The sequence below is a fragment of the Pseudomonas sp. PDM19 genome (genome assembly GCF_014852215.1).
GTDB lineage: Bacteria > Pseudomonadota > Gammaproteobacteria > Pseudomonadales > Pseudomonadaceae > Pseudomonas.
The window spans coordinates 830,549-842,956 of sequence record NZ_JACVBG010000002.1; the positions used below are offsets into that span (position 1 = coordinate 830,549).

Sequence of the window (12,408 nt, forward strand, 5' to 3'; positions counted from 1 at the left end):
TACGTAGGAGCGGACTGCGTCCGCGATCGATTTCCGGCGGCTCCGAGCTGGCCGGTTGCACATCGCGGACGGAGTCCGCTCCTGCAAAAACAGCAACGACCCAGATTCGATTCTTTTTTGAGAAATATTTTTATTTGCAGGTGTGGGTTTTTCTCGAATGAGGGTCTTCCCCGTCATTCGCTGCGAAACGCGCAGCGCTTTTCGACCCTGGGGAGGGCCTTGCATGCAGTCTCGTTTCAACTTCCCGTTCGCGCGCCCGCTGGGCTGCGCCGTGCTGCTCGGCAGCCTGATGATGGCCGAGTACAGCCGCGCCGCCGACTGGCAGGTCGACCTGCCGGCACAGGCGCTGAGCGAATCCATCGGCAGCCTGTCGCAGCAGGCCGGCGTCCAGGTGCTCTACGACGCCTCCCAGCTGGACGGCCTCAAGGCGCCGGCGGTAAGTGGTCGCTACAGCATGCGCGAGGCGCTCGAGCAGTTGCTCAAGGGCTCGTCGCTGGAACTGGTGGAGGCCGGCGACGGCTTCGTCGTGCGCCGCGCGGGTAAGGTCGACAAGTTCAGCGACAACGCCATCGAACTGGACTCGCAGACCATCGTCGGCAGCGGCCTGTCGGTGGACTCCAGCAGCGTCGGTCGCTCGACCCTGACCCGCAAGGACATCGAGCGCATCCAGGCCGACAACATTCCCACCCTGCTGCAGACCCTGCCCGGCGTGACCATGGGCGGCTCGCCCAAGCCGGGCGGGCAGACCGTCAATATCTGGGGCCTGGGCGATGCCGAGGACGTGCCCTTCACCCTCGACGGCGCGACCAAGAGCGGCTTCGAGCGCTACCAGCAAGGCACCGTGTTCATCGAACCGGAACTGATCAAGCGCATCGAGGTGGAGAAGGGCCCGCACTCGGTCTACAACGGCAACGGCGGCTTCGGCGGCACCGTACACATGGAGACCAAGGACGCGCCGGACATGCTGCGTGACGACCAGAACGTCGGCGCCATGCTCAAGTACGGCTACCACTCCAACGACCAGCAGAAGATCTACAGCGGCGCCGTCTACGGCCGAACCGAGGACCGCAAGGTCGATGCCCTGGCCTACCTGACCGCCCGTGACGGCCGCGACATCAAGCTCGCCGGGCACATCCCCGACCCGAACAACAACTACCCGATCAACCCCAGCCGCCTGCCCAACAGCGCCCAGGACCTCGATGCTGGGTTGTTCAAGCTGAACCTGCACCCCAACCTCGACAACGACATCAGCCTCGCCTACAGCCGCTCGCACAGCACCCGCTGGACGCCGTTCTCCTCGGCGTCCTATCCGACACCGCCGACCCAGTCGAGCATCGACCGCTACGGCTACGAAGATGCGCTCAAGCGTCTGCTGGCGCACCGCGACACCACCGACACCACCTGGTCCGGCAAGTACGAATACCACCCCATCGACAACCCGCTGATCGACCTGATGGTGCAGTACTCCGAGTCGCACATCGACCAGACCGACGAGCGTAATCCGGACGCCTTCTTCCAGGTCTCCACCGGTGGCCGCAAGATGGACACCGACTACAAGGACAAGGTGCTGGAGCTGCGCAACAGCAGCCTGTTCGCCACCGGCCCGGTGCAGCACGCGTTCACCATCGGCACGCAGTTCCACCGCCACACCCGCACCACCGACATGTACATCCCCGGCTCCACCTACGATACCGCGCGCTACAACTACGGCCACTTCCAGCCGACCTTCATGCCCAGCGGCAAGCAGAACACCAACAGCGCCTACATCCAGGACGCGCTGACCCTGGGCAGCGTGACCATCACCCCGTCGCTGCGCTTCGACCACGTGCGCAACCAGGGCAAGGACAACGACGCGCCGCTCTACAACAACGCCGCGCAGGGCCATGACTACAGCTCGCAGACCTACAGCGGCTGGTCGCCGCGCCTGTCGCTGTTCTGGACCGCCACCGAGCGCCTGGGCTTCTTCGCCGACTACAGCCGCACCTGGCGCGCGCCGGTGATCGACGAAATGTACGAGGTGCAGAACAGCAGCACGGTCAGCGCCACCAGCCGTGACCTGGACCCCGAGCGCATCCACGCGCTGCGCTTCGGTTCGCTGGTCAACCTGCCGGACCTGTTCATCAACGGCGACAACCTGCAGGTGCGCACCACGCTGTTCCAGAACAAGATCAAGGACGAGATCTTCCGCACCCGCAGCGTCGGCTGCGAGCAGCAGGCCATCGACAACGGCACCATCTCCGGCAGCTGCGGCGACTACCTGCCGCTGTCCAACTACCGCAACCTGCCGGGCGTGACCTACAAGGGCTTCGAGGTCGAGAGCTTCTACGACAGCCCCTGGCTGTTCGGCGGGCTGTCGTATTCGTGGGTGACCGGCAAGCACGACGGCGCCTACAGCAACCCCTGGGGCCCCAATGTGTGGGCGCGCGACGTGCCGCCGGCCAAGTGGGTCGCCACCCTGGGCACCAAGATCCCGGCGTGGGATGCGCAGGTCGGCTGGCAGGGCGAGTTCGTCCGCAAGACCGACCGTCTGCCCAGCGACAAGTATTCCGGCGGAATGGGCACCAGCGTCGGCGACATCTTCTGGGACCAGACAGTGAATGACAGTTACGACACCCACCGCGTGTTCGCCAGTTGGAAGCCGCGCAGTCTGGGCCTGGAGAACACCGAGCTGAACTTCACCGTGGACAACCTGTTCAACCGCGATTACCACCCCGCGCTGGCCGGCGATAGCGTGTACAGCCAGGGCCGCAACGCCAAGTTCAGCCTCACCCAGTACTTCTGAAGTCTCCCTCGCGGGACACCTGTAGGGCGCATAAAACGGAACGCTTTCTACACCGGCTGCGACGATGGCGGATAACGCTGGGGGGCGTTATGCGCCCTACCTGCATACCAACGAAAACGGGCGCCCGAAGGCGCCCGTTTCGTAACGGCAATGCAGGGTGAATCAGGCGGAGGTCGGACGCACCACGCGATAGACCAGTGCACCGATCACACCGCCCACCAGCGGGCCGACCCAGAACAACCACAGTTGCTTCATGAACAGCGGGTCGGCGAACAGCGCCACGCCCAGGCTGCGCGCCGGGTTCACCGAAGTGTTGTCGATCGGGATGCTGATCAGGTGGATCAGGGTCAGCGTCAGGCCGATGGCGATCGGCGCGAAACCGGCCGGGGCCAGCTTGCTGTCGGTGGCGCCCATGATCACGAACAGGAAGAACGCGGTCAGCAGCACTTCGATGGCCAGCGCGGACTGCATGCTGTAGCCGGTGGGCGAGCCTTCACCGAAGCCGTTGGCGGCAAAGCCCGCCAGTGCGTCGAAGCCCGGCTTGCCGGAAGCGATGTAGAACAGCACGGCACCGGCGAGCACGCCGCCAATGACCTGGGCGACGATGTACGGCACGACGTCCAGGGTACGGACGCGGCCGCCGGCCCACAGGCCGAGGGTGACGGCAGGGTTGAGGTGGCAGCCGGAGATCGGGCCGATGGCATAGGCCATGGTCACGACCGTCAGGCCGAAGGCCAGGGCAACACCCAGCACGCCAATGGCGTGGGCCGCGAAGATGGCGCTGCCGCAACCACCGAACACCAGCCAGAAAGTGCCGATCATTTCGGCGGAAAGTTTGCGAAGCATGCTGCCTCCAGAGGCAAAGAGAAGCCCGGAATTCGGGCTTGCGCATGCTAGGGAAATGGGAGGTTGGCGCGGTGTAGGGGATTTCCCAAGGTGTAGGGAATACCTTCTGAAGGGGGCAGCGGAGGGCGGATAGCGCGCCATCCGCCCTCCGCCGGCCGTTCAGACCTGCGTGCCCAGCTGTTCCGCCCGGCGCAGCCAGCCTTGCCGCTGCTCCTCGCCGGAGCCGCGCACCGGGCTGAACTCCTCCAGGTGGTGCAGGGCGATGCCACAGGGTGCGAGGATGCAGCGGGTCATCTGCCGGTGGGCCGGGGCGCCCTGGCGCAGGCGGTAGTGCCAATGGGTCTGGTCGTGGCTGACCAGCAGGTCGGCGCTGCGCCCGCCCAGCAGCGGCTCGAACTCGCGGGATTCCAGCGAGCGGTAGCGGAAGGCGAAGCCCGGCTGCAGCACGCGGTCGAAGAAGCCCTGCAGGAGCGCCGGCAGGCCGCCCCACCAGATCGGGTAGACGAAGGCGATGTGCTGCGCCCAGTGAATCTGCCGCTGGGCTTCGAGCACGTCCGGCTCCAGGTTCTGGCTCTGTTCGTAGCCGCCGCGCAGCACCGGGTCGAAGTTCAGCTCGCCGAGCCTGAGCGTGTGCACCACGTGGCCCTTGGCGCGGGCGCCGTGGGCGTAGGCGTCGGCCACCGCGTGGCAGAAGCCGCCGGGCTTGGGCGAACCCAGCACCAGCAGCACGCGCTTGCCGTCGCCCTCGATCGGGGTGGCGCCGGAGCGGGTCGGTTCAACCATTCTGCCCGGCCTCCAGCATGGTCTCCGGGCGCACCCACTGGTCGAACTCGGCGTCGGTCAGGTAGCCCAGTTCCAGTGCGGCTTCGCGCAGGGTCTTGCCTTCGGCGTAGGCCTTCTTGGCGATCTCGGCGGCCTTGTCGTAGCCGATGTGCGGGTTCAGCGCGGTCACCAGCATCAGGCCGCGGTCCAGGTGCTCGCGCATCTTCGCCGCGTCCGGCTCCATGCCGGCGACGCAGTGGGTGTTGAAGTTGCGGCAGCCGTCGGCCAGCAGGCGCGCGGATTCGAGCAGGTTGTGGATGATCACCGGCTTGTAGACGTTGAGCTGCAGGTGGCCCTGGCTGGCGGCGAAGGTGATCGCCGCGTCGTTGCCGAACACCTGGCAGGCGAGCATCGACAGCGCCTCGCACTGGGTCGGGTTGACCTTGCCGGGCATGATCGAGGAGCCCGGTTCGTTGGCCGGCAGCTTCACTTCGGCAAAGCCCGCGCGGGGGCCGGAGCCGAGCAGACGCAGGTCGTTGGCGATCTTCATCAGCGCCACGGCGAGGGTCTTCATGGCGCCGGCCAGGGTCACCAGCGGTTCGTGGCCGGCGAGGGCGGCGAACTTGTTCGGCGCGGAGACGAAGGGCAGGCCGGAGAGGTCGGCCAGCTCGGCGGCAATGGCGTCGGCGAATTCCTTGGGGGCATTCAGCCCGGTGCCGACGGCGGTGCCGCCCTGGGCCAGTTCGTAGACCGCCGGCAGTGCCGCGCGCAGGGCGCGTTCGGCGTAGTCCAGCTGGGCGACGAAGGCGGAAAGCTCCTGGCCGAAGGTGACTGGTGTTGCGTCCATCAGGTGGGTGCGCCCGGTCTTCACCAGGTTGGCGTGGCGCGCGGCCTGTTGGGCGAGGCCGCCACTGAGTTCGGCGATGGCCGGCAGCAGGTCGTTCTGCACCGCTTGCGCGGCGGCGATGTGCATGGCGGTGGGGAAGCTGTCGTTGGAGCTCTGTGCGCGGTTCACGTGGTCGTTGGGGTGCACCGGCTTCTTGCCGCCGCGGCCGTTGCCGGCGATCTCGTTGGCACGCCCGGCGATGACCTCGTTGACGTTCATGTTGCTCTGGGTGCCGCTACCGGTCTGCCAGACGACGAGGGGGAACTGGTCATCGTGCTCGCCCGCCAGCACTTCGTCGGCGGCTTCCTCGATCAGGCTGGTGATGTTCTCCGGCAATTCGCCCAGTTGCGCATTCACGCGGGCGGCGGCCTTCTTGATCAGCGCCAGGGCGTGCACCACGGCCAGCGGCATGCGCTGCCCGCCGATGGCGAAGTTCTGCAGCGAGCGCTGGGTCTGCGCACCCCAGTAGGCATCGTCGGGGACCTCGATGGGACCGAGGCTGTCGGTTTCGGTGCGGCTCATGGTGCTTCTCCGGAAAAGGGTCTCGGCCAGTTTAGGCCGCTGTGGGGCTTCCGGGTTCCACTCCGGCTCAATGGCCGTGATAGAGCGGTTTGGCTGGCGTGCGAGACTCGGCGACAGGCAGGCGCCAGCGGGCAGTCACCAACGGGCGTGCGTGGAGCCGACCCAGCCCAGCGCGCCATTGACCGGCACCAGGTCGCCCTCGTCGCTGCGCAGCGAGCCGTCGAAGCGGCCGAACCACTGGCAGGTCTCGGCGAACAGCGGGCCCAGGCGCGGGCAGGCGCGGTGCAGCTTGCGCGGGGTGAAGGTGAGGTCGACACGTTCATCGCTGCCGCGCAGCTGCCAGGGCGACAACGGGTCGTGCGGCACCTGGCGGATATCCACAGGGCCGTCCAGCGCCTGTAGCTCGCCGCCGAACCACAGGGCGTTCTCGCTCAGGTGGCTGTTTTCTGTCCAGCCGGCGCCGAAGTTGCCGGCGATGCCGCCGGGCGCGGCGAAGGCGGCGCGGGTCCATTGGGTATTGAACGGCCAGACGCCCCGGCCGAAATCCAGCGCAGCGAAGCTCTGGCCGTCAGTGCAGCGATAGGTCTTGTGGCCGAGGGTGAGGCTGCCGCTGATCGGCAGGCCCATCTGCCGGCTGCAGGCATGGAAGCACTTGCCGCCCATGGGCACCACCAGGTTGACCGACTCCAGGTGCGCCGGGCGCTGCACTTCCAGCGAGAGGTTCAGGGGCTGGCCGCCCAGGTTCGGCGCGCAGGCGGTGATGCGCAGCTGGCCGGGCTGTTCGTCGAAGCCCAGGCACAGTTGGCCGTGCTCGAAGCGATGGCTCTGGTTGGGCGTGTCCGGCAGGTGGCAGCCCAGGCCGAAGGGGCTGAACTGGGTGCGGTGCACCGACTGTCCGGTTTCCAGGTCGAGGAAGTACACGGCGCCGTAGCCCAGGTAGTCGAGGTCGGCGATGGTGATCGAGAGCATCCAGCCCGGCGCGTTGATGCACCAGTGGTTCCAGCGCTTGCGCCGGCCGGCGTTGCCGGACAGCTGGCAGAGCGTCTGTGGCCGCGACGACCAGCCCACGGCCGCGCTGTTCAGGCGGCCGCGCGCATCGCACAGGGGCGGCGCGGCGACGAGCGTCGGCGGGTGGGTGAGGGTGTTCATCGGTCACATCCATGTGGCAACGCGCCGCAGCATGCCGTTTCGGGAACTGTACGACAAGAGAAGCCGGTCACTTCCAGGGCATTTGGCACTCTCTTGAGCACATTCCGAACTTAGGCGCAGAATGGCGGGTCCCACCCGGACACCCTTCAGACTCACAGGACTGCCCCATGACCGTTCTTCGTTCCCTCTGCACCGCAGCACTTCTGGTTGGCTTCAGTTCCGTGGCACTGGCTGACGCCAACGCCGAGGCGGAGAAGTTTCTCAAGCAGGTCCATGCCGACAAGCTGACCGTGCCGGTCTACGCGCAAGTCCAGCAGATGCTCGCCCAGCGCTTCGCCCAGGCCAAGGCGCCGGACAGCAAGAAGGCGGTGCTCGACCGCTACCAGGCCAAGGCCAACGCCGAACTGGACCGCGCGGTGGGTTGGGACAAGCTCAAGCCCGAACTGGTCAAGCTCTACACCAGCAACTTCAGCGAATCCGAGCTCAAGCAGCTGAACGACTTCTACGCCTCGCCCCTGGGCCGCAAGGTGCTGGAGAAGATGCCGCGCCTGACCGCCGAATCCGCCCAGCTGACCCAGGCCAAACTGCAGACCGCCGTAGAGCCGGTGAACAAGCTGATGGCCGACATGGACAAGGAACTGGGCGTGAAGGCCCCGGTCGCTCCGGCCAAGAAGCCCTGATCCAAAGCCTGTATCATTGCCCCAACCGTATTGACTGCCTGATTGCCAGCGAGACCCGACATGAGCATGCGTGACCGTATCCAGACTGCCCTGAGCGCCCTCGAACCCCAGCACCTCGAGGTGCTCGACGAGAGCCACATGCACAGCCGCGGACAGGAAACGCACTACAAGGCCGTGATCGTCAGCCCGGCGTTCGCCGGGCTGAACGCGGTGAAGCGGCATCAGAAGGTCTATGCCACGCTCGGCGAGCTGATGAGCCAGTTCCACGCCCTGGCGATGCACACCTACACCCCCGAGGAGTGGGCGCAGCAGGGCGCGGCACCGGATTCGCCGACCTGCCGTGGCGGCAGCAAGCACGATCATCACTGATTGGCGAGCTGACCAAGCGCGTGCGGGCCTGGCCCCGCTCCGTGTAGAATGCGACACCCAGCGCCGGCCTTTGGCCGGCGCTGTCATTTTCAGCTGTCGATCAGCTTTAGATTCCAAAGAAGCCCGGTCCGCCCTTTACGCGGGCGACCACTGGAGTGATGCATGACCACCGAAAGAATCGTCGTCGCGGCGTTGTACAAGTTCGTCTCCCTGCCCGACTACGTCGCCCTGCGCGAACCGCTGCTGCAGACCCTGCTGGACAACGGCGTGAAGGGCACCCTGCTGCTCGCCGAGGAAGGCATCAATGGAACCGTCTCCGGCACCCGCGCCGGCATCGACGGCCTGCTCGACTGGCTGCGCACCGATGCGCGCCTGGCCGATGTCGACCACAAGGAGTCCTACTGCGACGAGCAGCCGTTCTACCGCACCAAGGTCAAGCTGAAGAAGGAAATCGTCACCCTCGGCGTGCCCGGCGTGGACCCGAACACCAAGGTCGGCACCTACGTCGAACCCCAGGACTGGAACGCGCTGATCTCCGACCCGGAAGTGCTGCTGATCGACACCCGCAACGACTACGAAGTGGCCATCGGCACCTTCGAGGGCGCCATCGACCCGAAGACCAAGTCGTTCCGCGAATTCCCCGACTACATCCGCGAGCATTACGACCCGGCGAAACACAAGAAGGTCGCGATGTTCTGCACCGGAGGCATCCGTTGCGAGAAGGCGTCGAGCTACATGCTCAGCGAAGGTTTCGAAGAGGTGTTCCATCTCAAGGGCGGCATCCTCAAGTACCTGGAGGAAGTACCCGAGGCCGAGACCCTCTGGCGTGGTGACTGCTTCGTGTTCGACAACCGCGTGACCGTGCGCCATGACCTGACCGAAGGTGACTACGACCAGTGCCATGCCTGCCGCAACCCGATCTCGGCCCTCGATCGTGCCTCCGAGCACTACGCTCCCGGCATCAGCTGCCCGCACTGCTGGGACACGCTGTCGGAGAAAACCCGAGCCAGCGCCCGCGAGCGGCAGAAGCAGATCGAACTGGCGCGCGAGCGCAACCAGCCGCACCCCATTGGCCGTGATCCCCGCGCGGAGACCTGATCCATGACCAGCCGCCTGCTCTACGTGATGGACCCGATGTGCTCCTGGTGCTGGGGCTTCGCCCCGGTGGCCGGGCAGTTGGTGGAGCAGGCGCGCGCCGCGGGTGTGCCGCTGGCGCTGGTGATGGGCGGGCTGCGCACGGGGCAGGGCGCCGCGCTGGAGCCGACCACCAAGCGCTACATCCTCGAACACTGGCACGCGGTGCATGAAGCCACCGGCCAGCCGTTCCGCTTCGAAGATGCCTTGCCCGACGGCTTCGTCTACGACACCGAGCCCGCCTGCCGCGCGGTGGTCACCGCGCGCCGCCTGGACGAGGACTGCGCCTGGGCGCTGGTCGGCGAAATCCAAAAGGCGTTCTACGCCGAAGGCCGCGATGTCACCCAGGCCGGCGTGCTCGCGGAACTGGCCGAGCAGGTCGGCCTGCCGCGCATCGAGTTCGCCGAAGCCTTCGACAGCCAGGACAACCACCTGGCCACCCTGGCCGACTTTTCCTGGGCCCGCGACCTGGGCATCGCCGGCTTCCCCACGCTGCTGGCCGAGCGCGACGGCCAGCTGGCCCTGCTGACCAACGGCTACCAGCCACTGGGCGAGCTCGCTCCGCTGCTGGAGCGCTGGCTGGAGCGCGGGCGGCATGCCTGAGCTGTCCGCTGACCGCCTGAGCTGGGCGGAGATTCGCCGGCTCGCTTTCCGTCATCGCAAGGCCCTGCTGCTGGCCAACCTGGTCGCCGTGCTGGCCACCGCCTGCAGCGTGCCGATCCCGCTGCTGTTGCCGCTGCTGGTGGACGAAGTGCTGCTGGGCAAGGGCGACGCCGCCCTGCAGGTGATGAACCACTGGCTGCCCGCGGGCTGGCACAAGCCGGTCGGCTACATCGGCCTGATGCTGCTGGTGACCCTGGTGCTGCGCAGCTGCGCGCTGGTGTTCAACGTGCTGCAGGCCAAGTTGTTCGCGCGGTTGTCCAAGGACGTGGTGTACCGCATCCGTCTGCGCCTGATCGAACGCCTGAAACGCATCGCCCTGGGCGAGTACGAGACCCTCGGCGGCGGCTCGGTCAGCGCGCACCTGGTGACCGATCTCGACACCCTCGACAAGTTCGTCGGCGACACCCTGAGCCGCTTCCTGGTTGCACTGCTGACGCTCTGCGGCACCGCCGGCATCCTGATCTGGATGCACTGGAAGCTGGCGCTGCTGATCCTGCTGTTCAACCCGCTGGTGATCTTCGCCACGGTGCAGTTGGGCAAGCGCGTGAAGCACCTGAAGAAGCTGGAGAACGACAGCACCTCGCGCTTCACCCAGGCGCTGACCGAAACCCTCGAAGCCATCCAGGAAGTGCGCGCCGGCAATCGCCAGGGCTTCTTCCTCGGACGTCTCGGCGTGCGCGCTCGAGAAGTGCGCGACTACGCCGTCGCCTCGCAGTGGAAGAGCGACGCCGCCGGGCGCGCCAGCGGGCTGCTGTTCCAGTTCGGCATCGACCTGTTCCGCGCCGCGGCCATGCTCACCGTGCTGTTCTCCGACCTGTCCATCGGCCAGATGCTCGCGGTGTTCAGCTACCTCTGGTTCATGATCGGACCGGTGGAACAGCTGCTCAGCCTGCAGTACGCCTACTACGCCGCCGGGGGCGCGCTGACCCGCATCAACGAGCTGCTGGCGCGCTCCGATGAGCCGCATTACCAGCACCGCCGCGATCCGTTTGCCGGGCAGACCAGCGTCGGCATCCAGGTGCGCGACCTGAGCTTCGCCTACCGCGACGAACTGGTGCTGGACGGCCTCGACCTGGATATCGCTCCCGGCGAGAAAGTCGCCATCGTCGGTGCCAGTGGCGGCGGCAAGAGCACCCTGGTGCAACTGCTGCTGGGCCTCTACCAGCCGCAGTCCGGCAGCATCCGCTACGGCGGTGCGGCGCTGGAGGAGATCGGTCTGGATTGCGTGCGCGAACATGTCGCGGTCGTGCTGCAACATCCCGCGCTGTTCAACGACACCGTGCGCGCCAACCTGACCATGGGCCGCGAGCGCGGTGACGAAGCCTGCTGGCGCGCGCTGGAAGTAGCGCAGTTGGCGGACACCATCCGCGCCCTGCCGCAGGGCCTGGACAGCGTGGTCGGGCGCTCCGGCGTGCGTCTCTCCGGTGGCCAGCGGCAACGCCTGGCAATTGCCCGCATGGTGCTCGCCGAACCGAGGGTGGTGATCCTCGACGAAGCCACTTCCGCCCTGGACGCCGCCACCGAGTACGCCCTGCACCAGGCGCTGGAGCGCTTCCTCGAAGGGCGCACCACGCTGATCATCGCCCACCGCCTGTCCGCGGTGAAACAGGCCGACCGCGTGCTGGTGTTCGACGGCGGGCGCATCGCCGAAGACGGCGACCACCAGCAACTCATCGCTGAAGGCGGGCTCTATGCGCGCCTGTACGGACACCTGCAGCAGGGCTGATCAGCCGTAGCGGGTGACTTCGAGGAAGGCCACGCAGTTGCCCATGTCGTGGAAGACCCGCGCGCTGCCGATGTCGTTGTAGGGAATGCCCAGCAGCAGGTCGAGCAGGCAGGCATCGCTGCGGTAGTGCGGGCGCCAGTCCAGCAGGCCTTCGAGGTAGGCGATGTCCGGCACGCCGGGGAGGAAGTTGCCCATCAGCAGGCGCCCGCCGGGCAGCAGGCGGGCGAACAGGTTGCGGGTCAGGTCGCGGGCGTCGTGGTCGTCCAGCACCTCGTAGAGGCCCGGCGAGTAGATCAGGTCGAAATGGCAGAGGTCCTGGCGCCCGTAGAACAGGTCGTCCAGGTTGCATTGCTGCGTCTGGACGCCGAGCGCGGCATAGCTGGCCTCCACCGTCTGCAGGGACAGCGCCTGCGCATCCAGCGCGGTGAACTGGCGGAACTGGCCATGGCGCAGCGAACGTGCCAACTCGGCCTCGCGCAGGTGTCCGCAGCCCACACAGAGAATGCGCGCCTGGCCGCTGAGCTGTTGGCAGCAGCGGTCGATCTCGCGCGCCAGCAACTGGCGGCGCGAGCGCAGTGCGCGGGAGGCGGGAGCAGAACTGGCGTAGCGGAACAACTCTTCGGTCGGCCCATCGGGCAGCAGCGAACGCAGGGTGCTGTCGATGCCGTAGAGGTAGTCCATCAGCACCGCGTTGCCGGCGCCTTCACCCATCGGCCGTTCGCGGCGCCGGGGGAAGGGCACCACGCGCGGGGCCTCGGCCGGCGGCGTGCTGCCGGTGGCGAGCGCCAGCAGGTCGGTCTCGTCGTCCCTGAGGTGACGCAGCTGCTGTTCGAGTTGCTCGATGGCTTCGGTTAGCGAGTTCGGATTCTGCTGGGTGCCGTTGTCCATG

At 66.9% G+C, this 12,408-nt stretch carries 10 protein-coding genes and 1 pseudogene; 6 read left to right on the top strand and 5 right to left on the bottom strand.

The window, feature by feature from the left end:
- The first annotated feature begins 223 nt into the window (after positions 1–223).
- Positions 224–2,782 carry a TonB-dependent receptor gene (locus IB273_RS12225; protein ID WP_192224167.1) on the top strand — a complete coding sequence of 853 codons (2,559 nt, stop codon included), beginning with the start codon at positions 224–226 and terminating at the stop codon, positions 2,780–2,782.
- Between the two features lie 162 nt (positions 2,783–2,944).
- On the opposite strand, the gene aqpZ is transcribed toward IB273_RS12225, so the two are convergent.
- The 4 genes from aqpZ to IB273_RS12245 all read right to left on the bottom strand — a co-directional run bounded on the left by aqpZ (position 2,945) and on the right by IB273_RS12245 (position 6,947).
- The gene (gene aqpZ / locus IB273_RS12230) at positions 2,945–3,628 is read right to left on the bottom strand and encodes an aquaporin Z (protein ID WP_081519210.1); all 684 of its coding nucleotides are present in this window, start codon (positions 3,626–3,628) and stop codon (positions 2,945–2,947) included.
- Positions 3,629–3,787: 159 nt separating this feature from the next.
- Positions 3,788–4,411, bottom strand: coding sequence for an NAD(P)H-dependent oxidoreductase (locus IB273_RS12235; RefSeq protein ID WP_192224168.1), 624 nt, complete (start codon positions 4,409–4,411; stop codon positions 3,788–3,790).
- On the bottom strand, positions 4,404–5,798 hold the full coding sequence (locus tag IB273_RS12240; RefSeq protein ID WP_081519212.1) for a class II fumarate hydratase: 1,395 nt from the start codon (positions 5,796–5,798) through the stop codon (positions 4,404–4,406). Before IB273_RS12240 ends, IB273_RS12235 begins: the two co-directional genes overlap by 8 nt.
- A gap of 135 nt (positions 5,799–5,933) precedes the next feature.
- Positions 5,934–6,947, bottom strand: a complete 1,014-nt coding sequence (locus IB273_RS12245; RefSeq protein ID WP_081519213.1) for a DUF2804 domain-containing protein — start codon at positions 6,945–6,947, stop codon at positions 5,934–5,936.
- Between the two features lie 121 nt (positions 6,948–7,068).
- Between IB273_RS12245 and IB273_RS12250 the strand changes: the two are divergent.
- The 5 genes and pseudogenes from IB273_RS12250 to IB273_RS12270 all read left to right on the top strand — a co-directional run bounded on the left by IB273_RS12250 (position 7,069) and on the right by IB273_RS12270 (position 11,519).
- Positions 7,069–7,627 (top strand): annotated as a pseudogene (locus IB273_RS12250) (DUF2059 domain-containing protein).
- Between the two features lie 60 nt (positions 7,628–7,687).
- Positions 7,688–7,996: a BolA family protein gene (locus IB273_RS12255; RefSeq protein WP_081519214.1), complete on the top strand. Its 309-nt coding sequence runs from the start codon at positions 7,688–7,690 to the stop codon at positions 7,994–7,996.
- Between the two features lie 162 nt (positions 7,997–8,158).
- On the top strand, positions 8,159–9,094 hold the full coding sequence (locus tag IB273_RS12260) for a rhodanese-related sulfurtransferase (RefSeq protein WP_192224170.1): 936 nt from the start codon (positions 8,159–8,161) through the stop codon (positions 9,092–9,094).
- Between the two features lie 36 nt (positions 9,095–9,130).
- Entirely contained in the window at positions 9,131–9,733 is a 603-nt protein-coding gene (locus tag IB273_RS12265; protein ID WP_174824625.1) for a DsbA family protein, read from the top strand.
- Positions 9,726–11,519 (top strand): ABC transporter ATP-binding protein, encoded by a 1,794-nt coding sequence (locus IB273_RS12270; RefSeq protein ID WP_192224171.1) that lies wholly within the window; start codon positions 9,726–9,728, stop codon positions 11,517–11,519. Before IB273_RS12265 ends, IB273_RS12270 begins: the two co-directional genes overlap by 8 nt.
- Here the strand turns inward: IB273_RS12270 and IB273_RS12275 are convergent, their stop codons facing one another.
- Complete coding sequence (locus tag IB273_RS12275; RefSeq protein ID WP_151187878.1) at positions 11,520–12,407, bottom strand: class I SAM-dependent methyltransferase; 888 nt, start codon at positions 12,405–12,407, stop codon at positions 11,520–11,522.
- Position 12,408 lies beyond the last annotated feature (1 nt).

Bases quoted from the DNA above. Each gene is read 5' to 3' on its own strand.
- IB273_RS12225 (WP_192224167.1), top strand. From the start codon at position 224: ATGCAGTCTCGTTTCAACTTCCCGTTCGCGCGCCCGCTGGGCTGCGCC.
- aqpZ (WP_081519210.1), bottom strand. From the start codon at position 3,628: ATGCTTCGCAAACTTTCCGCCGAAATGATCGGCACTTTCTGGCTGGTG.
- IB273_RS12235 (WP_192224168.1), bottom strand. From the start codon at position 4,411: ATGGTTGAACCGACCCGCTCCGGCGCCACCCCGATCGAGGGCGACGGC.
- IB273_RS12240 (WP_081519212.1), bottom strand. From the start codon at position 5,798: ATGAGCCGCACCGAAACCGACAGCCTCGGTCCCATCGAGGTCCCCGAC.
- IB273_RS12245 (WP_081519213.1), bottom strand. From the start codon at position 6,947: ATGAACACCCTCACCCACCCGCCGACGCTCGTCGCCGCGCCGCCCCTG.
- IB273_RS12255 (WP_081519214.1), top strand. From the start codon at position 7,688: ATGAGCATGCGTGACCGTATCCAGACTGCCCTGAGCGCCCTCGAACCC.
- IB273_RS12260 (WP_192224170.1), top strand. From the start codon at position 8,159: ATGACCACCGAAAGAATCGTCGTCGCGGCGTTGTACAAGTTCGTCTCC.
- IB273_RS12265 (WP_174824625.1), top strand. From the start codon at position 9,131: ATGTGCTCCTGGTGCTGGGGCTTCGCCCCGGTGGCCGGGCAGTTGGTG.
- IB273_RS12270 (WP_192224171.1), top strand. From the start codon at position 9,726: ATGCCTGAGCTGTCCGCTGACCGCCTGAGCTGGGCGGAGATTCGCCGG.
- IB273_RS12275 (WP_151187878.1), bottom strand. From the start codon at position 12,407: ATGGACAACGGCACCCAGCAGAATCCGAACTCGCTAACCGAAGCCATC.